Below are 23,257 nucleotides of genomic sequence, written 5' to 3'. Positions count from 1 at the left end.
ACAGGGGAAGTAGAAGATGTTCAAGGGATTTGGCCGGTTTGGCGGCATGGGAGCGATGGCGGCGGGCGCCTTTGCGGCGGCGGTGCTGGCGCTTGGCGCGTGGATCGGCAGCAAGCGCAGCGGGCCGGAGGAGGCAGGGCAAACCACGGTGGCCGTGCTCCCCGAACGCGATGCCACCCCAGAGAACGCCACGCTTGTGCCAAATGCCGTGCAGGGCGTTTCCGTGGGCCCCGAAGACGCGGCAGCGACGGAGCCCAAGGTCACACAGCAAGCGACAGAGCCGCAGGCCCCAGCCTTTGACGAAGTGCGCCGCGAAAGCGATGGGATGACCGTGATCGCAGGCCGCGCGGCCCCCGGCAGCAGCGTGGCAGTGTTGAAAGACGGCAAGGAGATCGCCACCGCCACCGCCGATGGGTCCGGAAAGTTCGCGACCCTCGCGATGATCCCTCCCGACGGCAAGGGCCATGTGCTGACGCTTTTGGGGCAGGACGGTGAGACCAAGCTCGCCTCGGAAGAAGAAATCATCCTCACGCCGAATGCAGCGCCTCTGCAGATGGCAGAGGCGGACACCACGCCCGAGCAAAGCCCGCTTGGGATTGCGGAGGAGGGCGCGGACCCCGGTGGCGACGCGGCAGCAGACGAGGGTGCCGAGCCTGACCTCGCATCGCCGGGCGACGCGCAGGTTGAGTCTGAAGCCTCTGACGTGACCTCGCTTGCCGAGGCGGAGATGACGCGAGAGGCGCCTGCGGATCAGACGGCTTCGACCGATGCTCCTGCCGAAGAGCGGGACGAGGCCGCAATCGAGCCCGCCGCGACCGCTCCGGCACAGGCGACCCCGCTCGCCGGGACTGCGACCGCCGAGGCTGAGGAGGCTGCCGAAAGCCAGCCATCATCTGACGACGGTTCGCCAACGCCCGCCGCTGCAAGCGAGACGGCCACAGCGGAGCAAGAGACCATTGAGGGCGGAGGCCAATCCGAGCCTACGGAAACCGACAGGCCCGGGGGCAGCGCATCAGAGCAAGAGCCTGCCGCAGGCGAAGGAGAGATTGCAAACGTATCCGACCCCACTCAGGCCACACCGCTTTCCGATACCGGCACCGCGGAGGGCGCGAACTCCGCCCCAAAGCAAGAGGTTGCCGTGGGCGAAAGTGAGACCGCCAACATTTCCGACCCCACTCAGGCCACACCGCTTTCCGAAACCGGCACCGCGGAGGGCGCGAACTCCGCCCCAGAGCAAGAGGCTGCCGCGGGCGAAGGAGAGACTGCCACCGTCTCTGACCCCACTCAGGCCACACCGCTTTCCGAAACCGGCCCCGCGGAGGGAGCGGGCTCCGCACCGGAGCAGGACCAAGCCACCGAGGCGGGGGAAGACCTTGCCACCGGCACCGCGCCCTCTCAAGCGACTCCGTTGGCCGGAACGGGCACTGGCGCGGGGTTGGCCGGAACGGGCACCGGCGCGGGCGACAATACTGCGCCTGACCAAGGGCAACAGGCGACCTCCGACGCCCTAGCCCAAGCCACGCCGCTGGCGGAGACGGGAACGGCGGATCCCGCCACTGGCGCTGCCGATGATACCGCATCCCCTGCGCAGGGGGCCACGACGCCAAATCCCACAACCGATGCCCCCAGCCTCGCGGAACGCGACGCGCCCAGCCCTGAGACCACAAACCCGACGCCCACGAAAGAAACCGACACCACCGCCGCCCCGGCTCAGCCATCTGCGCCAGCCCCGGTGCTGAAATCCACGGCCGAGGGGGTGGAGCGGCTCGACACCGCGCCACCGCAAGTCATGACCAATGTAGCGCTCGACACTATCGGCTATTCCGATCAGGGGGACGTGCAGCTTGCAGGCCGTGCGCAGCCGGACACCAGCGAAGTGCGCGTCTATCTCAACAACAACGCGGTGATCAGCCTGCCGGTCGATCAGGAGGGCCGCTGGCGGGGCGATCTGCCCAATGTCGATGAGGGCGTCTATACCCTGCGGGTGGATGAGCTTTCTCGCGCAGGCGATGTGACCAGCCGGGTGGAGACACCCTTCAAACGCGATCCCCCGAGGTGCTGGCCGCCGCCACCGAAGGGCTGAGCGGCCCGCTGAGCGCTGTGACGGTCCAGAAAGGCGACACGCTCTGGGCGATCTCACGCGAACGCTACGGTGATCCGTTGCTTTACGTGAAGGTGTTCGAGGCCAATAGCGGCAACATCCGCGACCCCGATCTGATCTACCCCGGACAGGTTTTCGATTTGCCCGAAGAACCCGCATCTGAGTGATCCGACGCCCGACCTCAGGGGCCCAAACCGGGGCGGCATTCGCAGCGCGCAGACCGGCTGTGCGCCGCCTCACACTGGCAACCTCGGCGCATGGGGCCTATGTAGCCTGTAATCACTTCAGGAATTCCCATGCCAGCCGATACAGACCAATCTCCCGCCGCGCGTCGGCGCGACCGCAAAACCCCCAAGCCTGACCGCATCCCCACAGAGGCCGAGATGATCGACGCTGCCGAGCGTCAATCGGGCTTTTGGTGCTGCGCAAGGTGGCGCCCTACCTTTGGCCCAAGGATATGCCTTGGGTAAAGCGCCGGGTGGTTCTGGCGATGTTGGCGCTTTTGGTGTCGAAACTGATCATCGTCGCCACGCCGTTCTTCTACCGCGACGCGGTGGATGCGCTGGCGGGCGAGGGCGCGCCGATGCTGGCGCTTGGGGCGATTGGCCTGACCGTGGCCTACGGCATGGCGCGACTGATGGGCGTGGGCTTTCAACAGGTGCGCGATGCGGTCTTTGCCCGTGTTGGGCAGCGCGCCCTGCGGATGTTGGCGCTTGAGACCTTTCAGCACATCCACAAACTCTCGATGCGCTATCACATCACCCGCAAGACCGGCGGGCTGAGCCGGATCATTGAGCGCGGTGTCAAAGGCGTCGATTTTCTGCTGCGCTTTTTGCTGTTCTCCATCGGGCCGCTGATCCTTGAGCTGATCCTCGTCGGCGTGATCCTCGCCGTTTTGTTCGACATTTGGTATCTGGCGGTCGTGACCGTGACCATCGCGGTCTACGTCTGGTTTACCTTTGCCGTGACCGAATGGCGCGTGCGTCTGCGGCGGCAGATGAACGACAGCGACACCGAGGCCAACCAACGTGCGATCGACAGCCTGCTGAACTATGAGACGGTGAAATACTTCGGCGCCGAGGGCCGTGAGGCCGCGCGTTATGACTTGGCAATGGCGGATTATGAAAACGCGGCGATCAAGACGAACTATTCGCTCGCTTTCCTGAACTTTGGTCAAGCGCTGATCATCACCGCGGGGCTTGTGGGCGTCATGGTCATGGCGGCGATGGGCGTGCAAAGCGGTGAACTCAGCGTCGGTGACTTCGTCATGGTGAACTCCTACATGATCCAATTGACCGTGCCGCTGAACTTCCTTGGCACCGTTTACCGCGAGATCCGTCAGGCGCTGGTGGATATGGGCCAGATGTTCGGCCTGCTCGAACAACCGGCAGAGATTGACGACAAGCCGAATGCGCCGGACCTCAAGGTGACGGGCGGCCATGTGACGCTGGAGAATGTGCGCTTTGCCTATGACACCGACCGTGAAATCCTCAAAGGCATCTCGCTTGAGGCGCGACCGGGAGAGACGGTGGCGATCGTCGGCTCGACCGGGTCGGGCAAATCCACCATCGGGCGGCTGTTGTTCCGGTTCTACGATGTCGCCGGAGGCGCACTGAAAATCGATGGGCAAGACGTGCGCGATGTGACCCAGCATTCGCTGCATATGGCCATCGGCGTGGTGCCGCAGGATACGGTGCTGTTCAACGACACCATCGGCTATAACATCGCCTACGGACGCGATGGTTCGACGCAGGAAGAGGTCGAAGCCGCCGCCCGCGCTGCACAGATCCACGATTTCATCATGGCGCTGCCGCAGGGGTATAAGACCACGGTGGGCGAGCGGGGGCTGAAGCTTTCAGGCGGCGAGAAACAGCGCGTGGGCATCGCCCGGACGTTGCTGAAAGACCCGCCCATCCTGCTGCTGGACGAGGCGACAAGCGCGCTCGACAGTGAGACGGAGCACGAAATCCAAGACGCGCTGCGCCGGGCCGGGCAGGGGCGCACGGTGCTGACCATCGCCCACCGTCTGTCGACCATCGCAGAGGCGGATCGCATCGTCGTGCTGGAGAAGGGCGAGATCATCGAGCAGGGCAGCCACGAGGTGCTCTTGGCCCAAGGCGGGCGTTATGCCCAGCTATGGCAGCGCCAGCAGGCGGAAGAAGAGTAAACGCCGCGCAGGCCCCGCCTTCTGTTTTGGCAGACGGGCGGAGCGTTGCCGCCGATGGTGCAATCGCTGCTGATCTGCTCTTGCGTTGTGCCAAGCGGCACACGATATCTACCGCCATGACCGATCTCTCCTCCCTCGCCACAATCGCTGCGCGCCCGCGCGGCGCGACTGGCTGACCGCGCATCGTTTCAGAACTTCATTCTGGGCGTGATTCTGTTCAACGCCGTGATCTTGGGGCTGGAAACCTCGGATGAGGTGATGGCGGAGGTGGGGTCGCTGATCCTGCTGCTCGACAAGGTCTGCCTTGGCATCTTTGTCATTGAGATCGCGATTAAACTCTACGGTCGGGGGATGGATTTCTTCAAACGCGGCTGGAGCATCTTCGACTTCGTGATTGTTGCCATTTCGCTGATCCCGGCGACCCAAGGGCTCAGCGTGTTGCGTGCCCTGCGTATCCTGCGCCTGCTGCGCGTGGTCTCCGTCGCCCCCTCGCTGCGCCGCGTGGTTGAGGGGCTGGTCAACGCGCTGCCGGGCATGGGGTCGGTTTTCCTGCTGATGGGGGTGATCTTTTACATCGCCTCCGTCATGGCCACCAAACTCTTTGGCGCGGATTTCCCGCAGTGGTTCGGCACGCTGGGGCGCTCGGGCTATTCGCTGTTTCAGATCATGACGCTGGAATCGTGGTCGATGGGCATCGTGCGCCCGGTGATGGAGGTCTATCCCTATGCGTGGATGTTCTTTGTGCCCTTCATCATGGTCACGACCTTCGCGGTGGTGAACCTGCTGGTCGGTCTGATCGTGAACTCAATGCAAGACGCGCATCATGAGGAAAGCAACGAGCAGACCAATACCTACCGCGATGAGGTCATGTCGCGGCTGACCGATCTGGAAAACCTCATCAAGGCGCAGAACACCCCGCCCAAACGCTAAGGTCCGGGCGGGGAGAAGCGTTACTCTTCGCCGATCGCCTTGGCGGTGAGGTTGTCCAGCGCCTCGGTCATCTTAGTGATATATTCGGCCTCTTCCGGCAGACCATGCGCCGTGACCAGCGTCTCGGGCGCGGCATAGGCGACGTGCACCGCGCCTTCACCATCAGCATAGACCAGCACCCGCATCGGCAGATCCAGCCCGGCCGTCTGGGCGTCCTGCATCGCGGGCGTGCCGAGCTTGGGGTTGCCAAAGATCAAAAGCTGCGTTGGGCGCAATTCCATCTCGGCCTTCTCGGCCCCTGCGGCGTGATCGACGCGGGCGAAAACCTCGGCCCCGGCCTCTTCGACGGCGCTTTCCAGCCGGTCCATCGTCGTCACCACGTCATGGGGTGAGACTTTGGCCACCAAATCTTGGGCCAAGGCGGGCACCGCCGCCATCACCAGACCTGCCGCCATTGCAATCGCTCTCATCATCGTCTCCTTTCGCTGCATCCTGCCACTGACTTAGCGTGACCTCGGCCCGCGCCAAGCGCTCAACACCGTGCTGCGGTTCGCTGGGTCTTGGCTTGGCTGCTCACGCGCGGTAAGAGGGGCAAAATCAGGCCGGGGGCAGGGCGCGATGAGCGATACCGACAGTTTTATTGACGAAGTGAACGAAGAGGTCCGCCGCGACCGGTTTTATGGCCTGCTGCGCCGCTATGGCTGGATCGCTGTGGTCGCTGTGGTTGCCATCGTCGGCGGTGCCGCGTGGAACGAATATAGCAAAGCGCAAGAACGCGCGCAGGCCGAAGCCTTGGGCGATGCCATGCTCGAAGCGCTTGAAGCGGATGCCAGCAATGCCCGCGCCGAAGCGCTTGCCCCGATTGAGGCCGAAGGCCCGGTGCCCGCGCCGTGTTGAATTTCATGCGCGCCGATGCCTTGGCCGAGGCCGGCGAGATTGACGCCGCCGTTGAACAGCTCGACGCCGTGGCGCTCGACGGCGATCTTGCGCCGATTTACCGCCAACTGGCGCAGTTCAAAGCCGTGACCCTTCAGGGCCAATCGGTGCCCGTGGCAGAGCGGCGTCAGGCGCTCGAAGCACTGGCCCAGCCCGGTGCCCCGCTGCGCCTACTGGCCGAAGAGCAACTGGCCCTGATCGACATCCAAGAGGGTGAGACCGACAAGGCCGTGGCGCGCTACCAATCCATTCTCTCCGATGCGGAAACCACCCCGGACTTGCAACAACGCGCCCTTCAGGTGATTGTGGCCTTGGGTGAAGAACCGGGGGTCGAAGACGCTGCTGCAGCGGCTGAGCTGGAGATCCCCGAAGCAACGGGTGACTGACACATATCCACCCGCCGAAAACGGCGGGGGCGTGAAGGTTGAGGAAAGACAGAAAGTGAGCAGGTCCATGACGAAGCATCGCGAATCCGAACCCGGCCATGCGGGTCTGCGGGGGCTGGGCGTGGCGGGGGCCTTCGGTGCCGCGCTGTTGCTGACGGCCTGCGCGGATGAGCAGACCTATCTGCCGGGCAAACGCGAAGACGTGCGCGCGGTGCTGCAAAACCCCGGTGTGCAAAACCCGGCCTTTGACGCCATTGACGGCCCGGTGCCAGAAAACACCAGCCGCGCCATCGCTTTGGGCGGCGCGGTAAACAACGCCAACTGGACCCACAGTGTCGGCACCCCCTCGACCCGCGTGGGCCACCCCGCGTTGCGCAGCACATTGCAGCCGGTCTGGAGCGCCAAGATCGGCGCGGGCGACAGCCGCAAACAGCGCATCACTGCTGATCCGGTGGTCGCGGGCGGGCGCGTCTTTACGCTCGATGCCGGCGCGCAGGTCACTGCGACCTCGACCTCCGGGCAAACGCTCTGGACCCGCGACCTCACCCCCGCATCCGACCGCGAAGGCCAAGCCTCCGGTGGCGGGCTCGCCGTGGACGGCGAAACGCTTTACGTCTCTGTGGGCTTTGGTGTTCTGGCCGCGCTCGACGTGACGACAGGCGGAGTGCGTTGGACGCAAGACCTCGACGCCACGGGCTCCGGCACGCCGACCGTCTCGGGCGATCTGGTCTATCTCACGGCGGGTGACGATACCGGCTTCGCGCTCGACAAAACCACAGGCCGCATCCAGTGGCAGACCGGTGCTGTCACCAGCCTCAGCAACGTGTTGGGCGCACCGGCGCCCGCCGTCACCAATGATCTTGCGATCTTTGCCTTCGGCTCGGGTGAGGTTCAGGGGCTGTTCCGTCAAGGCGGGCTGGAGCGGTGGGCGACCTCTGTTCTGGGCAAACGTCAGGGCCGCGCGCTGAGCTTTGTTGGCGACGTGACAAGCGCGCCCGTGGTCTCGGGCGGGACTGTCTATGTGGGCAACCATTCGGGCCGTCTGGCCGCGCTCGACGTTAACAGCGGGGACCGTAAATGGGTCGCGCGCGACGGGGCGATCGGCCCGGTCTGGCCTGCGGGCGATTCTGTTTTCGCGGTCACCGACCTCAATGAACTTGTGCGGCTCGACGCCAGCACGGGCCGCCGCATCTGGGGCACGCCGCTGCCGAATTTCGTCAAGGACCGGCCCAGAAGGCAATCCGAAGTCGTGGCGCATTACGGCCCGATCATCGCCGGAGGCCGCGTGATCGTGGCGTCCAACGACGGGGTGCTGCGCAGCTTTGACCCCGTGGGCGGCGGGCTGACGGGCACCACCCAAATCCCCGGCGGGGCGACCACTGCCCCCGTCGTGGCAGGCGGCACGCTTTATGTCGTCTCCACCAAGGGGCAATTGCACGCTTTCCGTTAGGCCGCAAATAGGCTAAGGCGCGTGTCTGAACTGGCCCAACCGGGGCCCGGAGCCTGAATTATGTCCTTTACCCTTGCCATCGTGGGCCGTCCCAATGTCGGGAAATCCACGCTGTTCAACCGCCTTGTCGGCAAACGCCTTGCGCTGGTCGACGACCAGCCCGGCGTGACCCGCGATCTGCGCGAAGGGGCGGCCAAACTGGCCGACCTGCGCTTTACCGTGATCGACACGGCCGGTCTGGAAGAGGTCACCGACGACAGCCTCCAAGGCCGGATGCGCCGCCTGACCGAGCGTGCCGTGGATATGGCCGATATCTGTCTGTTCATGATCGACGCCCGTGTCGGCGTGACCCCGTCGGATATGGTCTTTGCCGAGATCCTGCGCAAAAAATCCGCCCATGTGATTCTCGCCGGTAACAAGGCCGAGGGCAAAGCCGCCGATGCTGGCATGATCGAGGCCTATTCGCTGGGTCTGGGCGAGCCCATTCGCATGTCCGCCGAACATGGCGAAGGTCTGACCGATCTTTACTCCGTGCTGATGCCGCTGGCCGATGAATATGAGGACCGCGCCACGCAGGACGCGCCCGAGACGGATGTGGACCTGCCTGAGGATGACGCCGATCTCGAAGCCGAATCCGTGCCGATGCCCACGCGCTCCAAACCTCTGCAGGTTGCCGTGGTGGGCCGCCCCAATGCGGGCAAGTCGACGTTGATTAATCAGATTTTGGGCGAGGACCGCTTGCTCACCGGGCCGGAGGCGGGGATCACCCGCGATGCGATCTCTCTCATGACCGAATGGGCCGGGCCGGATGGTGATCCGGTGCCAATGCGGATTTTCGACACCGCCGGGATGCGCAAAAAGGCCAAGGTACAGGAGAAGCTTGAAAAGCTCAGTGTCAGCGATGGTCTGCGCGCGGTGAAATTTGCCGAGGTCGTTGTCGTCCTGCTCGACGCCGAAATCCCGTTTGAGCAGCAAGACCTGCGCATCGCCGATCTGGCCGAACGTGAGGGCCGCGCGGTCGTTGTGGCCGTGAACAAATGGGACATCGAAGAGAACCGTCAGGAAAAGCTGCGCGATCTCAAGGAAAGCTTTGAGAGGCTCTTGCCGCAGTTGCGTGGCGCGCCGCTGATCACTGTGTCTGCCAAAACGGGCAGGGGGCTTGACCGTCTTCAGGCCGCGATCATGCGCGCCTATGAGGTCTGGAACAGCCGGATCACCACCGCACAGCTCAACCGCTGGCTCTCGGGCATGATGGAGGCGCATCCGCCCCCGCGCCGCAGGGCAAGCGCATCAAGCTGCGTTACATGACCCAAGCCAAGACCCGTCCGCCGGGCTTCGTTGTGATGTGCAGCCATCCCGACAAGGTGCCGGACAGCTACACGCGCTATCTGGTCAACGGGTTGCGGTTGGATTTCGACATGCCCGGCACGCCGATCCGTCTGTGGATGCGCGGCCAGTCGGATGCCAACCCCTATAAAAACCGCAAAAAGGCCGCGCCGTCGAAGCTGCGCAAGCACACCGACGGTCGCCGCCGGGATTGACCGTGGTCAGCCCCGCCGAAACGCCCTGAGCATGGGCAGCGCCACAAGGATGCTGCCCCCAAAGGCCAGATAGGCGACCAAGGGCGTTTCGCCCCAATTGGTCACGATCACGCCCACCAGCCCCCAGATCACCGCGATACCGTAGGTGGGGGTCCGGCCAAGGGCGGTCTGCACGATGGCCCCAATCGCCCCTGCGAGCCCGACAAAGACCACGGCGGCCGTCTGGTCTTCCAGATAGCCATAGCCCGCCGCAAGCAGCGCCAGTGACACACAGGATGCGGCAGAGAGCCAGCCCGCGTAGAGCCCCACCGGGGCCGCGGCCCACAGCGGGTCTTCGACCGGGGCGAGGAACAGGGCGATCAGGGCGGTGATCAGCATGACCCAGATCAGCACCGCCGCCCAGATCGGGCTCATGGTGGCCACCGCGAGCCATGTCGTCCCCACGGCGAGCGACAGGCAGAGCGGCACGCGCATGTCGTGCCACTGCCCATCCCGCGGCGCGCGCAAAAGCCCATAGGCCAGTCCGATGATCAGCCAAAGATAGATCACGCCCCAGATGGAAAACGCATAGCCCGCGGGCTGCGCGGGCGGGTTGTCTTGCGGGATCGGGAATTGGTTTGGGTCAAAGCCTGAAAAGCTGGGCACGAAGAAGGGCGAAATCGCGAAGGCGATGCTGAGCAGCAGTGCGAGCGCTGCGATCAGGGTGCGGGAGGATTTGGGCAAGCGGGGGCCTCGCGGGATTAGCTGTTGCGGTACAGCTAATCTTAGAGCGGGCGGGAACCATGGCAACCAAGGGCCATCGCCTACCCGTCCGGGCGGGCAGGCGATGGCCCGGCGCATGCGGCTTGATCCCGGGCCTAGTGGATGCCCCATCCTTAGGCGAGCACACCTTCCGCGGTCAGCGTCGTCTTCCCACCCAAATAGGGCGCCAGCGCGTCCGGCAGTTTCACCGACCCATCCGCCTGCTGGCCATTCTCCAACACCGCGATGAGGCAGCGTCCGACGGCCAAACCAGAACCGTTCAGCGTATGCACGAACTGCGGCTTGCCGCCGCCTTCGGGCTTGAACCGCGCGTTCATGCGCCGCGCCTGAAAATCCCCGGTGGTCGAGACCGAGGAAATCTCGCGGTAGCAATTCTGCCCCGGCACCCAAGCCTCGATGTCATAGGTGCGGCGCGCGCCAAAGCCCATGTCCCCGGTGCAGAGGATCACCGTGCGGTAGGGTACGCCGAGTTTTTCAAGGATACCTTCGGCGCAGCCAACCATGCGCTGCTGCTCGGCGTCGCTTTGATCCGGGTGGGTGACCGAGACCATCTCGACCTTCTCAAACTGGTGTTGGCGCAGCATGCCAGCGGTGTCTCGGCCAGCACTCCCGGCCTCGGAGCGGAAGCAGAGGGTATGGGCGGTCAGCCGGATCGGCAGGGCACTTTCCTCTAACGTATCGCCGCCCACCGAATAGGTCAGCGGCACTTCCGAGGTCGGGACCAGCCACCAGCCATTGGTGGTTTGATAGCTGTCCTCGCCGAATTTGGGCAGCTTATCCGTGCCATACATCGCCTCGTCGCGCACCAGCACGGGGGAGTTTACCTCAGTCAGCCCATTCTCATCCACATGGGTGTCGATCATGAACTGCGCCAGCGCCCGGTGCACCCGCGCCACGGCGCCTTTCAGCATGACGAACCGCGCGCCCGAAGTCTTGGCCGCGGTCTCGAAATCCATGCCGGGTTTGACGCCCTTGATCTCGTAATGCTCGACCGGTTTGAAATCAAAGCTGGGCTTCTCGCCCCAGCTTTTCACCTCGACGTTGTCACCTTCGTCATCGCCCTGCGGCACGTCATCGGCGGGGCTGTTGGGGATGCGGGCCAGCATGTCGATCAGCTGTGCATCCAGCTCCTGCGCCTCAGCATTCATCGCGGCGACTTCGGCCTTTTTGTCGCTGACCAGCGCGCGCAGGCGCTCAAATTCGGCCTCATCACCCTTTGCCTTGGCAGCACCAACCTCTTTGCTGGCCTTGTTCTGCTCGGCTTTGGCCGTCTCAGCCGCAGCGATCTTAGCGCGGCGCGCGGCATCGAGCGACAGCACCGCCTGCGACATCGCAGCCTCGCCCCGGCGGGCGAGAGCGGCGTCAAAAGCCTCGGGATTGTCGCGGATGGCGCGGATGTCGTGCATGGGTTTGTCCTCAAGATCGGGTGAGTCGGTTTCGTTGCCTTATGCCTCAAAGTGCTGCGCGGCGGTAGGGGCCGCAACCGTGCGGCGATTGGCCCCGCGCAGGCGGCCATGCGGCGGCGGCTTTCCACCTTGCACCCCGCTGCCGCCGCGCATAGGTTCTGGCCAAATTCTCAGGGCCCATCCTGCGGCCCAATACCCATCGAAAAGGACGACCCCCATGGAAGGCATCCAGCAATTTGTGCCGCTGATCCTGATCTTCGCGATCATGTATTTTCTGCTCATCCGCCCGCAGCAGAAGAAGGCCAAAGAACATCAGGCCATGGTGGCCGGCCTGCGCCGCGGCGATCAGGTCGTCACCCAAGGCGGAATCATCGGCAAGGTCTCCAAGGTCAAAGACGACGGCGAGCTTGAGGTGGAAATCGCCGAAGGCGTGAAAATTCGGGTGGTGCAGGCCACCATCGCGACCGTCGTTTCCAAGACCGAACCGGCGAAATAAACCCTACCCCGAGGCCGCAACCCAAAGGCGGAACTATGCTACAGATTGATCTGTGGAAGCGGATTGTCATTGTCCTGACCTGTTTGGCAGGGCTTTGGCTGGCGCTTCCCAATGCCTTTACGCTCCTGTTGAAAAGCACAATGACGCCGTTGCGGCCATCGAAGTTCAGGGCAGCACGCCCGAACTGGAAGCGCAGCGCGCGCTTTGGCCTGAATGGATGCCCTCGGGGTTGGTGAACCTTGGCCTCGATCTGCGCGGCGGCGCGCATCTGCTGGCCGAAGTGCAACTGGCCGATGTCTATGCCTCGCGGATGGAAGCCCAATGGCCTGAGGTCCGCGATGCCCTGCGCAGCCTGACCCCGGTCCGGCGCGAAGAAGCGCCAGCGGGGGAATTGCGGGTCCGTCTGAATGATCCGTCGAAAATGGCCGAAGCGCTGCAGATCACCCGTGATCTGGCACGTCCCGTCACTACGGTGACCGGGGCAGGCGGCAGCGACATCGACGTGAGCGGCGCTGATGGCGTCATCACAATCACCCTGTCGGAGGCCGAAATGCAGGCCACCGATGAGCGCACCATGCAGCAGAGCCTCGAAATTGTGCGCCGCCGCATCGACGAAGTCGGCACCCGCGAGCCGACGATCCAGCGTCAGGGTGCAGACCGCATTCTGATTCAGGTGCCGGGCATTGGCTCTGCTGCCGAGTTGAAGGCGATCATCGGCACCACGGCGCAGCTGACCTTCAACCCGGTGGTCAACCGTGGCTCCAATGAAAACGACAACCCCGGCATCGGCAACGCGATCCTGCCGGCGGCGGATGAAGAGGGCGTGTTCTACACGATCGAAACCGCCCCCGTCGTCACCGGCGAGCAACTCGTCGACGCGCAGCCAAGCTTTGATCAGAACGGCGCACCTGCCGTGTCCTTCCGCTTTGACACCTCCGGTGCGCGCAAATTCGGGGACTACACGGCCGAGAACATCGGCTCGCCTTTTGCCATCGTGCTTGACGATGAAGTCATCAGCGCGCCGACCATCCAAAGCCATATTCCCGGCGGCTCAGGCATCATCACCGGGCGCTTCTCGGTCGAGGAAAGCACCAACCTTGCCGTGCTGCTGCGCGCCGGGGCCCTGCCTGCGGGGCTGAGCTTTGTCGAAGAACGCACCATCGGGCCGGAACTGGGCCAAGACAGCATCGACGCGGGCAAGATCGCGACCATGGTGGCCTTTGCCGCTGTGCTGTTCTTCATGTGGGCGTCTTATGGGCTCTTCGGGTTCTTCGCCAATATCGCGCTGATCATCAACGTCGGGCTGATCTTTGGCCTGCTGAGCCTCATCGGGGCCACGCTGACCCTGCCGGGCATTGCCGGGATCGTGCTGACGGTCGGCATGGCGGTGGATGCCAACGTGCTGATCTTTGAGCGTATCCGCGAAGAGCAACGCAACGCCAAGGGTGCCGCGCGGGCGATCTCGCTGGGCTATGAGCGCGCACTCAGCGCCATTCTGGATGCCAACATCACGACCTTCATCGTGGCGGTCATCCTCTTTGCCCTAGGCTCTGGCCCGGTGCGCGGCTTCGCCGTAACGCTGGGACTGGGCATCATGACATCGGTCTTCACCGCCTTCTTCGTCACCCGTCTGCTGGTGGTGATCTGGTTTGAACGCCGCCGCCCCAAGACAATCGAGGTTTGACATGCGACTGAAGCTGGTACCCGACAACACGAACTTCGATTTCTTCGGCTATGCCAAGATCACCTTTGGCGCGTCTGTGGTGGCGATGATCCTGTCGCTGATCGCTTGGGGCGTGATGGGGCTGAACTTTGGCATCGACTTCCGCGGTGGCACCACGCTGCGGACGGAAAGCTCTGAGGCCATCGACGTGGGCGCTTACCGCGATGCCCTCGGCCCTCTGGAACTGGGCGACGTGACGATTTCCGAGGTCTTTGACCCCGGTTTCGGCGCGGATCGCCATGTGGCGATGATCCGCGTGCAGGCCCAAGAGGGCCAAGAAGCGGCGACCACGGAAACCATCCAAACCATCGAGGCCGCGCTGCAAGGCGTGTCCCCCGACATCAAGTTCACATCGGTGGAATCCGTTGGGCCCAAGGTCTCGGGCGAGCTGATCCAGACGGCGTTCCTCGCCGTGGGCGGGGCGCTGGCGGCGATCCTGATCTACATCTGGTTGCGGTTCGAATGGCAGTTTTCGGTGGGCGCGGTGGTGGCGCTGTTCCATGACGTTGTGCTGACGATCGGCCTGTTCTCGATCCTGCAAATCCGTTTCGACCTGCCGGTGGTGGCCGCGATCCTGACCATCATTGGCTATTCGATCAACGATACGGTGGTGATCTTTGACCGGCTGCGGGAGAACCTGCGCAAATACAAAAAGCGCCCTCTGCGTGAGGTGATGAACCTCAGCGTGAACGAGACGCTCAGCCGGACACTGATGACCTCGGGCACCACGCTGCTGGCGCTGATCGCGCTGCTGATCTTGGGCGGCGATGTGATCCGGGCCTTTGTCTTTGCGATTACATGGGGCGTGATCGTCGGCACCTATTCCTCGGTCTATGTGGCCAAGAATGTGGTGCTGTACCTTGGCGTGAAACGCGACTGGTCCAAGCCCGACGCGGGCGCAGGCACACAATTCGCCAATATTGATGCCTGACCTGCTGGCGCAGGCCATGGCCACCCCGGGGTGGCTTGGCTTGCGCTGGCCGTGATCGTGGCAGGGCTGGTCCGCGGCTTTGCGGGATTTGGCTCTGCCATGATTATCATGCCGGCGGCGGCCTCTGTGCTCTCTCCGGTCGAAGCGATCCTGTTCATGACCGCTGCCGAGTTAATCGGCCCCCTGCCAAACCTCCCTGATGCCCTGCGCGAAGGTGCCCCCCGTGAAGTGGGGCGGCTACTGCTGGGCGTGCTGATCGGGATGCCGCTGGGGCTCTGGGGGCTGTCGCTGATGTCGCCCGAGGGCTTTGGCTGGATCGTTTCCGGTGGGGTTCTGGGGCTTCTGGTGCTGCTGCTTGCGGGCTGGCGCTACCATGGCCCGCTTGGCCCGAAGCTGGTGACGGCCACCGGCGCTCTGGGTGGCTTCATGACCGGTTTCGCGGGCATCGCCGGGCCGCCGGTGATCCTGCTCTATATGGCCAGCCGTCGGCCCGCTGCGGTGATCCGCGCCAATTTCCTGCTCTATCTTCTGGGGCTGGACTTGATGCTCTTTGCGATGCTGGCAGCGACGGGGCAGGTGGTCTGGCCGGTGCTGATGCTGGGCCTCTTGGCCGGGGTGCCGAATGTCATCGCCAATATCGTCGGGGCGCGGCTATTTGATCCGGGCCGAGAGCGGCTTTTTCGCGCGGTGGCCTATATCGTCATCGCCGCATCGGCTATCCTTGGCCTGCCGCTGTGGAATACCTGAGCCTGAGAGGGACATGACATGCGATTGAATGAGATCACCTATACCGACGCCAAACCGATCGACGGCTACGGCCCCGGCTTTTTCCGCATTGGCGGAGAGGTTGTGCAAGGGCCGCAAGTGATCGGCCCCGACGGCATCACAGGCTGGGGCGGTCTGGCTGATCCCGCGCCGGTGCTGGCGCTGGCGGGCAAGGTCGATGTGGTCTTCCTCGGCACCGGGGCGGACGTGGCGCATATCCCCGACGACCTGCGTGAGACTTTGGAGGAGGCGGGCCTGGGGGTCGAGGTCATGTCGTCCCCCGCCGCTTGCCGGACCTACAACATCTTGCTGAGCGAGGGGCGGCGCATCGCACTGGCCCTTTTGCCGGTCTAAGGGCGGAGCGGCGACGCCGGTGCAAATAAGCGATCTCAGCGTGGCGCGCGGCGGGGTGCCGGTGCTTTCGGGCGTATCCTTCGCACTGGAGTCGGGTGAGGCTTTGGTGCTGCGCGGCCCCAACGGGGCGGGCAAGACGACGCTGCTGCGCTGCATCGCTGGGCTGCAAGCGCCGCTCACGGGGCAGATCGAGGGGGCGGAGGACCGTGTCGCCTATGCTGCCCATGCGGATGGGCTGAAATCCATGCTGACCGTGCGCGAGAACCTGAGCTTTTGGGCCCAAGTCTTTGGGAACGCAGATATTTCTGAGGCGCTTGATGGTTATGCGCTGCGGCCGCTTGCAGATCGTTTGGCAGGGACGCTCTCTGCCGGGCAAAAGCGGCGTCTGGGGCTGGCGCGGCTGTTGGTGACCGGGCGGCCGATTTGGGTGTTGGACGAGCCGACGGTTTCGCTCGATGCGGATGCCGTGGCGCTGTTCGGCAGCGTTCTGCGCGGGCATCTCGCGGCGGGGGGATCGGCGCTGATGGCCACGCATATTGATCTGGGGGTCGATGCCCGCGTGCTTGATATCACCGCATTTCGCGCGGCCCCCGATGCCGATTTCGGCGCCAGCGACGCGGCGTTCCTATGAAGGCGCTGTTGCTGCGGGACTTGCGGCTGGCGCTGCGCGCGGGCGGAGGCTTTGGCCTTGGGCTGGCGTTTTTGATCGTGACGATGCTGGTGCCCTTTAGCGTTGGGCCAGAGGCCACGCTGCTCAAGGCGATTGCCCCCGGTGTGCTCTGGCTCGGGGCGCTGTTGGCCTGCCTATTGTCGCTCGACCGTCTGCTGGCGCTCGACCTCGAAGATGGGTCGCTGGAACTGCTACTCACTGCGCCTTTGCCCCTTGAAGGTGCGCTTGCGATCAAGGCTTTGGCGCATTGGCTGACCACAGGGTTGCCGCTGGTGCTGGCGGCCCCATTCCTTGGCGTGATGCTGCAACTCGCCGCACCCGGACATCTGTGGCTGCTGGCCTCGCTCGCACTCGGCACGCCTGCGCTGTCGGTAATCGGCATGTTCGGCGCGGCGCTGACGGTTGGGATCAAACGCGGTGGTCTGCTGCTGTCACTGCTGGTGCTGCCGCTTTATATCCCCACGCTTATTTTCGGCGCCGAGGTCGCGCGGCGCGGGGCGGCGGGGCTGGATGTCAGCACACCGCTTTTCATGCTGGCGGGGCTGACGCTGGCCGTTCTGGCCTTGATGCCATTTGCCGCAGCGGCGGTGCTTCGGATGGGGTTGCGATGACCCCAAGAAATCGTGCCCCAAGTATTTGTGCATTGAGCACCACCCACCCGCGCGATAGGTAGTCCGCATGTCCCTTTGGCAATACGCAAACCCGGTCAAATTCCTTGCGCTTTCAGAGCGTGTGCAGCCTGTGCTTTGGGCGCTTGCGGCTGTTTTTGTAAGCCTCGGCCTGCTCTGGGGGTTCTTCGGCACGCCCGATGACGCGCGCCAAGGCAGCACGGTCAAGATCATCTATTTGCATGTGCCTGCCGCCCTGATGGCGATCAACGCATGGTTCATGATGCTGGTCGCCTCGCTGATCTGGCTGATCCGTCGGCACCACGTCAGCGCCTTGGCGGCCAAGGCTGCGGCCCCCGTGGGGCTGGTCATGACGTTAATCGCGCTGGTGACGGGGGCGATCTGGGGTCAGCCGATGTGGGGCACATGGTGGGCGTGGGATCCGCGGCTGACGTCGTTTCTGATCCTGTTTTTGTTCTACCTTGGCTATATCGCGCTGTGGCAGGCGGTCGAAGACCCAGACACCGCTGCCGATCTGACATCGGTCCTCTGCCTTGTGGGCTCGGTCTTTGCGGTGCTGTCGCGCTATGCGGTGCAGTTCTGGAACCAAGGGCTGCATCAGGGCACGTCGATCCCCGTGGCCACGGGCAACCGCAGCGTGGCGGATGTATTTTTCTATCCTTTGGTGCTGGCGATGATCGGCTTCGGCCTGCTGTTTCTGGCGCTGGTGGTCTACCGCACGGGCACCGAAATTCGCCTGCGCCGCACGGCGGCGCTGCGGGCGCGGATGAACAGGGGGCGTGATGCCGGAACTTGGAAAATATGCGGCCGAGGTGCTCTCGGCCTATGGGGTGTCGCTGCTGCTGTTGGCCGCATTGGTGGGGCTGACCCTGCTGCGGGGCCGGGCGGCACGCCGCGCTTTGGAAGAGGTCGAAGCGGAGGCCGGACGCCGTGGCTAAACTCTCTCCCATGATGATCGCCCCGCCGCTGATCTTCGCGGCCTTCGTGGCGCTGGCGGCGGTCGGCATGTACCGCGATGACCCTGAGGGGCTGCCCTCTACGCTGGTTGGCAAACAGGCGCCCGCCATGCCCGAGGCCGCGTTGCCCGGCTATCCGCAGGCCACCGACGACATGCTGCGCGGGGGAGGTGAGCCTTGTGAATTTCTGGGCAAGCTGGTGCCCGCCCTGCCGTGCTGAGCATCCCAAGCTGCTGGAATTGCAGGCCGAGGGGATGAACATCATCGGCGTGAATTTCAAGGATACCGAGAAGAACGCCAGCGCCTATCTGGAAGACGAAAAAAGCCCCTTTGCCGGGGTTGGTTTCGACCCCCAAGGGCGGGTGGCGATCGACTGGGGCGTGACCGCCCCGCCAGAGACGTTCATCGTTGGCGGTGACGGGACGGTGCTGTTCCGATTTGCCGGGCCGCTGGTCGGCAGCGATTACGAGCAGCGGTTCCTCCCGGCATTGCAAGACGCGCTTAGCCGCTGATCTTGCCTGCGAATTCGACCAGACGTTTGGCCTGAAAGGCGACGGATTTCTTGCCCGTTTCACCCAGCGGGCCGGGTTCGCAGGAATAGCCGTAAGGGTTGCCGCCGTCTTCGAACTTCACCCCATCGGCATAGCCCGGCGGCACGATGATCGCGCCCCAGTGCATCGCAGTGACATAGATCGATTGGAGTGTGGTTTCTTGGCCCCCGTGGGGGTTCTGGGCAGAGGTTGTCGCGGTGACCGCTTTATTGGCCAGCGCGCCTGATTGCCACTGCGGCCCCAACGTGTCGATAAAGGCGCGGAACTGGCTGGCGGCGACGCCAAAGCGCGTCGGGACGGAGATGAAATAGCCATCGGCCCATTCCATGTCTTCGGGCTTGGCCTCGGGAATGTCTTTCATCTTGTCCAACTGTTCGCGCCACGCATCTTGTCCGTCGACAACGGCTCTTGGGGCGGTTTCGGTACAGCGGCGGAGGCGAACCTCGGCGCCTGCCTCTTTGGCGGCGCGGGCGGCTTCCTCAGCGATGGCGTGGTTTGTGCCATAGGTGGAGTAGAAAAGAACGGTGATTTTCGGGCTCATGAGGTGTCCTTTCGCTTGGGTGCGTCAAGATCAACGGCTCGCAGGGTGTTCTGTTCCTCCCGCTCAAAGCGAATACTGCCGCGCCCAGTCTCGCAGTCGGGCGATGAACTGCGCATCGGTCAGTTGATCCAAGGTGCCCTCAGGCGCGGTAAAATCGGGCAGCGGCTCTAGTGCGATGCGCAGGCGGCGCATCTGTTCGGGGTAGGGTGCGACCCGCTGGGCCATCTCGACCATCGCCGCGGGCACGCGGCGGGCAGGGTGTTCGGCACTGTAGTAGAGCGCGAATTGCATCGCGTTGAGGTTCGACACCAGATCGGCAAGCTCAGGCAGGATGATGGTGTTCATCTCGTTGCTATCGGCTGCAAACATGGACGCTTTGGTCAGCAGCCCGCGCGCTTGGGCCACGGTGGTGGTGGTCGACAGCACAAAGCTGACCGACAGCGTGAGGATCACCATACCGTTGACCCCAGCAAGGACCGACAGCACCAGCCAAAAGGGGTTTTCGGTCTGAAACGGCCCGCCGCCGAGGGTTGAGAGCAGATGGCCGACGAATGCGAAATCGCGCAGAAAGCCCGCCGGGCGTTCGCTTTCGGTCATCACCACGGCCTCGCGGCTTATCTGAAAGACCAAGGTCCAGCCAAGCGAGACGAGTATGATCCATGTCACCGCAATGGCTGTCATCACCACCGGGCCAGAGAGGCGGTGGCGGGCGTTGCCCTCTGGCATGATTTTGGAAAAGACGAAGAACGCCGCCCGTGCAACCCGCTCCGACAGGGGCGCGACAGGGGCGGCACCGATGGCGGTATAGAGAAAGTCCAGCAGCACGATAGCTAGGATCAGCGCGCCCAAAGCGCCAAGCGCGTAACCTGCTATCATTGCTTTGCCTTCCCCGAACGCGATCGTCTTACAGGGGCAACCCGTGATCGGCAGGCAGGTTCCCGCGCAGGGGCTTGGGGCAAAGAAAAGGAGCGGCCCGCTGGGGGCCGCTCCTTGATCAGTTCGCGAGGGCGATCGGCGCTTAGGCCGATTTCGCCAAGTTGCGCAGCACGTAGTGCAGCACGCCGCCGTGTTCGATGTATTCGATCTCAATCGCGGTATCGATGCGGCACTTCAGCGTGATCTCTTTGGTGCTGCCATCGGCCATTGTGATCGTGCAGGGCACTTCTTGCAGCGGCTTGATGGTGTCCAGACCGCTGATCGACACGGTTTCTTCGCCGGTCAGGCCCAGCGATTTGCGGGTGTCGCCGCCGGTGAACTCAAACGGGATGACGCCCATGCCGACGAGGTTGGAGCGGTGGATACGCTCAAAGCTCTCGGCGATCACGGCCTTCACACCCAGCAGGGCTGTGCCCTTGGCGGCCCAGTCACGCGAGGAGCCCGCGCCGTACTGTTCGCCACCGAAGATCACCAGCGGGGTGCCGTTTTCCTGATGCGCCATGGCGGCATCAAAGATCGAGGTCTGCGCGCCATCGGGGCCTTTGGTATAACCGCCCTCAACGCCGTCCAGCATCTCGTTCTTGATGCGGATGTTGGCGAATGTGCCACGCATCATGACCTCGTGGTTACCACGACGCGACCCGTAGGAGTTGAACTCCCGCACCGGCACCTGACGCTCTGTCAGGTACTGACCCGCAGGGGTGGTTTCCTTAAAGGAACCGGCGGGCGAGATGTGGTCGGTGGTGATCATGTCACCCAGCACCGCCAGCACTTTCGCGCCGTCGATGTTGGAGATCACGCCCGGCTCTGGCGACATGCCTTGGAAGTAGGGCGGGTTTTGCACGTAGGTCGAGGTCGGCGGCCAGTCGTAGGTCTTGCTGTCCGTGGTTTCGACCGACTGCCACTTTTCGTCGCCTTTGAAGACATCGGCGTATTTCTCTTGAAAGGCTTCGCGCGTCACGGTCTGTTCGACCAGTTCAGCGACTTCCTGCGTCGAGGGCCAGATGTCTTTCAGGTAGACGTCGTTGCCGTTCTTGTCCTGACCCAGCGGGCTGTTTGTCAGGTCGTGGTTCATGTCACCCACCAGCGCATAGGCCACCACGAGGGGCGGGGAGGCGAGGTAGTTGGCACGTACATCAGGGCTGATCCGGCCTTCGAAGTTACGGTTGCCTGAGAGGACCGAGGTGCCGATCAGGTCATAATCGTTGATCGCCTTGCTGATCGGCGCTTCCAGCGGGCCGGAGTTGCCGATGCAGGTGGTGCAGCCATAGCCCACGAGGTTGAAGCCAATCGCATCAAGGTCTTCTTGCAGGCCAGCGGCCTCAAGGTAATGCGACACGACCTGCGAGCCCGGCGCCAGCGATGTCTTGACCCAAGGCTTGCGGGTCAGGCCCAATTCACGCGCTTTGCGTGCCACGAGGCCCGCGCCGATCATGACGTAGGGGTTCGAGGTGTTGGTGCAGGACGTGATCGAGGCGATCACGATGGAGCCGTCGTGCAGCTGGTAGTTGCCATCATCCGTGGCGACATAGCCGCGGTTGTGATGGCCTTCGTCACCGGGGATGTCGCGCGGCTCGGGCTGGCCGCCTTCGCCTTCCCAACGGATTTCCGAGTTGGCCGAAGTGTCTTTGCCTTCGCGGATGCCTTTGACGTATTCGGCGAATGCAGTGTGCGCACTGTCGAGAGCGATGTAATCCTGCGGGCGTTTGGGGCCGGAAATCGCAGGCACGATGGTGCCCATGTCGAGCGACAGCGTGTCGGTGTAGACCGGCGCATAGTTCGCATCGCGCCACATGCCGTTCTCTTGGGCATAGGCTTTGACCAGCGCCACACGATCCTTGTCGCGGCCTGTGTTGGTCAGGTAACGCAGGGTCTCGTCGTCGATCGGGAAGAACCCACAGGTCGCGCCGTATTCGGGGGCCATGTTGGCGATGGTTGCCCGGTCGGCCAGCGGCAGGTGATCCAGACCTTCGCCGTAGAATTCGACGAATTTGCTCACCACGCCTTTTTCGCGCAGCATTTCCACGACTTTCAGCACGAGGTCGGTACCGGTGGTGCCTTCCATCATGCGGCCTGTCAGCTCAAAGCCGATGACTTCGGGGATCAGCATGGAGATCGGCTGCCCCAGCATTGCGGCTTCGGCCTCAATCCCGCCAACACCCCAGCCCAGAACGGCAGCGCCGTTGACCATGGTGGTGTGGCTGTCGGTGCCGACGAGCGTATCGGGGTAGGCGACTTCCTCGCCGTTTTGGTCCTTGTCGGTCCAAACGGTCTGGCTGAGATACTCAAGGTTCACCTGGTGGCAGATGCCGGTGCCGGGGGGCACAACGCGGAAGTTGTTAAACGCCTTTTGGCCCCACTTGAGGAAGGTGTAGCGCTCAATGTTGCGCTCATATTCGCGGTCGACGTTCATCTGGAACGCGCGCGGGTTGCCGAATTCGTCGATCATGACGGAGTGGTCGATGACAAGGTCAACAGGGTTCAGCGGGTTGATCTTGTCAGCGTCACCGCCCAAGGCAACCAGACCGTCGCGCATCGCGGCAAGGTCAACGACGGCTGGAACACCGGTGAAATCCTGCATCAGCACGCGGGCCGGACGGTAGGCGATTTCACGGGGGTTCTTGCCGCCTTTGGTCGCCCATTCGGCGAAAGCCTTGATGTCGTCCTGAGTGACGGTCTTGCCGTCTTCGAAACGCAGCATGTTTTCCAGAACGACTTTCAGCGCCGCTGGCAATTTGGAGAAATCGCCCAAGCCCGCGGCCTCGGCGGCGGGGATGGAGTAATAGGCGACTTTCTGGCTGCCAACGGAGAGGGTCTTGCGGGTCTTGGCACTGTCGTGACCAACTTGGATCGTCATGGCGGGCTCCCTTCGGGGTCTGATGGGTGGCTAGATTGCCGTCTCAATGCCACTAGAGGCGCGGCGGTTCAACTGTTATCAAGCGGGTTCGCGTGAATTTGTATACCATTGTGTACCGAGATTAAAGGGGGCAGTCTGCGCAAAGCCCGCTGGGGGCGCTAACGGGCGT

At 63.6% G+C, this 23,257-nt stretch carries 19 protein-coding genes and 5 pseudogenes; 18 read left to right on the top strand and 6 right to left on the bottom strand.

What is annotated here, in order from left to right:
* Positions 1-16 precede the first annotated feature (16 nt).
* The 5 genes from ACFQAU_RS00860 (at position 17) to ACFQAU_RS00840 (ending at position 5,198) form a co-directional block, all read left to right on the top strand.
* Positions 17-2,083, top strand: coding sequence for a hypothetical protein (locus tag ACFQAU_RS00860; protein WP_386279866.1), 2,067 nt, complete (start codon positions 17-19; stop codon positions 2,081-2,083).
* Entirely contained in the window at positions 2,056-2,268 is a 213-nt protein-coding gene (locus ACFQAU_RS00855) for a LysM peptidoglycan-binding domain-containing protein (RefSeq protein ID WP_386279863.1), read from the top strand. The genes ACFQAU_RS00860 and ACFQAU_RS00855 overlap by 28 nt, the downstream gene beginning before the upstream one ends.
* Positions 2,269-2,397: 129 nt before the next feature.
* Complete coding sequence (locus tag ACFQAU_RS00850; RefSeq protein WP_386279860.1) at positions 2,398-2,571, top strand: hypothetical protein; 174 nt, start codon at positions 2,398-2,400, stop codon at positions 2,569-2,571.
* Positions 2,559-4,268 (top strand): ABCB family ABC transporter ATP-binding protein/permease, encoded by a 1,710-nt coding sequence (locus tag ACFQAU_RS00845; RefSeq protein ID WP_386279857.1) that lies wholly within the window; start codon positions 2,559-2,561, stop codon positions 4,266-4,268. Before ACFQAU_RS00850 ends, ACFQAU_RS00845 begins: the two co-directional genes overlap by 13 nt.
* A 201-nt stretch (positions 4,269-4,469) precedes the next feature.
* The gene (locus tag ACFQAU_RS00840) at positions 4,470-5,198 is read left to right on the top strand and encodes an ion transporter (protein ID WP_386283742.1); all 729 of its coding nucleotides are present in this window, start codon (positions 4,470-4,472) and stop codon (positions 5,196-5,198) included.
* A gap of 20 nt (positions 5,199-5,218) precedes the next feature.
* Here ACFQAU_RS00840 and ACFQAU_RS00835 read toward each other — a convergent pair whose 3' ends face one another.
* Positions 5,219-5,668, bottom strand: a complete 450-nt coding sequence (locus ACFQAU_RS00835; RefSeq protein ID WP_132443683.1) for a DUF302 domain-containing protein — start codon at positions 5,666-5,668, stop codon at positions 5,219-5,221.
* 148 nt (positions 5,669-5,816) lie between these two features.
* Between ACFQAU_RS00835 and ACFQAU_RS00830 the strand changes: the two are divergent.
* From ACFQAU_RS00830 to der, 3 genes and pseudogenes are all read left to right on the top strand, one after another.
* Positions 5,817-6,520, top strand: a pseudogene (locus tag ACFQAU_RS00830) (hypothetical protein).
* A gap of 67 nt (positions 6,521-6,587) precedes the next feature.
* Positions 6,588-7,970: a PQQ-like beta-propeller repeat protein gene (locus tag ACFQAU_RS00825; protein ID WP_132443682.1), complete on the top strand. Its 1,383-nt coding sequence runs from the start codon at positions 6,588-6,590 to the stop codon at positions 7,968-7,970.
* A gap of 60 nt (positions 7,971-8,030) precedes the next feature.
* A pseudogene (gene der, locus ACFQAU_RS00820) lies at positions 8,031-9,511 on the top strand (ribosome biogenesis GTPase Der).
* Positions 9,512-9,517: 6 nt separating this feature from the next.
* On the opposite strand, the gene ACFQAU_RS00815 reads toward der, so the two are convergent.
* Together ACFQAU_RS00815 and serS are read right to left on the bottom strand one after the other, a co-directional pair.
* A complete protein-coding gene (locus tag ACFQAU_RS00815; protein WP_132443680.1) occupies positions 9,518-10,234 on the bottom strand; it encodes a tryptophan-rich sensory protein in 717 nt (238 codons plus the stop codon).
* A gap of 152 nt (positions 10,235-10,386) precedes the next feature.
* On the bottom strand, positions 10,387-11,679 hold the full coding sequence (gene serS / locus ACFQAU_RS00810; protein WP_132443679.1) for a serine--tRNA ligase: 1,293 nt from the start codon (positions 11,677-11,679) through the stop codon (positions 10,387-10,389).
* A 217-nt stretch (positions 11,680-11,896) separates the two neighbouring features.
* Here serS and yajC point away from each other — a divergent pair, with 217 nt between their 5' ends.
* From yajC to ACFQAU_RS00760, 10 genes and pseudogenes are all read left to right on the top strand, one after another.
* Entirely contained in the window at positions 11,897-12,175 is a 279-nt protein-coding gene (gene yajC / locus ACFQAU_RS00805; RefSeq protein WP_067627241.1) for a preprotein translocase subunit YajC, read from the top strand.
* Between the two features lie 35 nt (positions 12,176-12,210).
* Positions 12,211-13,859: pseudogene (gene secD / locus ACFQAU_RS00800) on the top strand (protein translocase subunit SecD).
* Between the two features lies 1 nt (position 13,860).
* Positions 13,861-14,829, top strand: coding sequence for a protein translocase subunit SecF (gene secF / locus ACFQAU_RS00795; protein ID WP_120350762.1), 969 nt, complete (start codon positions 13,861-13,863; stop codon positions 14,827-14,829).
* A gap of 30 nt (positions 14,830-14,859) precedes the next feature.
* Positions 14,860-15,576: a sulfite exporter TauE/SafE family protein gene (locus ACFQAU_RS00790; RefSeq protein ID WP_386279849.1), complete on the top strand. Its 717-nt coding sequence runs from the start codon at positions 14,860-14,862 to the stop codon at positions 15,574-15,576.
* Positions 15,577-15,594: 18 nt separating this feature from the next.
* A complete protein-coding gene (locus ACFQAU_RS00785) occupies positions 15,595-15,948 on the top strand; it encodes an Mth938-like domain-containing protein (protein ID WP_132443677.1) in 354 nt (117 codons plus the stop codon).
* A 19-nt stretch (positions 15,949-15,967) separates the two neighbouring features.
* Positions 15,968-16,579: a heme ABC exporter ATP-binding protein CcmA gene (gene ccmA / locus ACFQAU_RS00780; RefSeq protein WP_132443676.1), complete on the top strand. Its 612-nt coding sequence runs from the start codon at positions 15,968-15,970 to the stop codon at positions 16,577-16,579.
* Positions 16,576-17,229, top strand: coding sequence for a heme exporter protein CcmB (gene ccmB / locus ACFQAU_RS00775; protein ID WP_386279845.1), 654 nt, complete (start codon positions 16,576-16,578; stop codon positions 17,227-17,229). Before ccmA ends, ccmB begins: the two co-directional genes overlap by 4 nt.
* 67 nt (positions 17,230-17,296) lie before the next feature.
* Positions 17,297-18,016: pseudogene (locus ACFQAU_RS00770) on the top strand (heme ABC transporter permease); the annotation flags it as partial.
* 13 nt (positions 18,017-18,029) lie between these two features.
* Positions 18,030-18,185 (top strand): heme exporter protein CcmD, encoded by a 156-nt coding sequence (ccmD, locus tag ACFQAU_RS00765; protein WP_067627937.1) that lies wholly within the window; start codon positions 18,030-18,032, stop codon positions 18,183-18,185.
* A 13-nt stretch (positions 18,186-18,198) separates the two neighbouring features.
* Positions 18,199-18,715, top strand: a pseudogene (locus tag ACFQAU_RS00760) (DsbE family thiol:disulfide interchange protein).
* Here ACFQAU_RS00760 and ACFQAU_RS00755 read toward each other — a convergent pair.
* The 3 genes from ACFQAU_RS00755 to acnA all read right to left on the bottom strand — a co-directional run bounded on the left by ACFQAU_RS00755 (position 18,705) and on the right by acnA (position 23,088).
* Positions 18,705-19,295 (bottom strand): NAD(P)H-dependent oxidoreductase, encoded by a 591-nt coding sequence (locus ACFQAU_RS00755; protein ID WP_132443673.1) that lies wholly within the window; start codon positions 19,293-19,295, stop codon positions 18,705-18,707. The pseudogene ACFQAU_RS00760 and the gene ACFQAU_RS00755 sit on opposite strands and share 11 nt — an antisense overlap.
* Positions 19,296-19,358: 63 nt before the next feature.
* The gene (locus tag ACFQAU_RS00750) at positions 19,359-20,171 is read right to left on the bottom strand and encodes a hypothetical protein (RefSeq protein WP_132443672.1); all 813 of its coding nucleotides are present in this window, start codon (positions 20,169-20,171) and stop codon (positions 19,359-19,361) included.
* A gap of 142 nt (positions 20,172-20,313) precedes the next feature.
* Complete coding sequence (gene acnA, locus ACFQAU_RS00745; protein ID WP_120350772.1) at positions 20,314-23,088, bottom strand: aconitate hydratase AcnA; 2,775 nt, start codon at positions 23,086-23,088, stop codon at positions 20,314-20,316.
* Positions 23,089-23,257 lie beyond the last annotated feature (169 nt).

The organism is Sulfitobacter profundi (assembly GCF_042661425.1).
GTDB classification, from domain to species: Bacteria; Pseudomonadota; Alphaproteobacteria; order Rhodobacterales; family Rhodobacteraceae; genus Sulfitobacter; species Sulfitobacter profundi.
The sequence above is the reverse complement of the archived record's forward strand: the minus strand, read 5'-3'. Positions and strand labels throughout refer to the sequence as shown.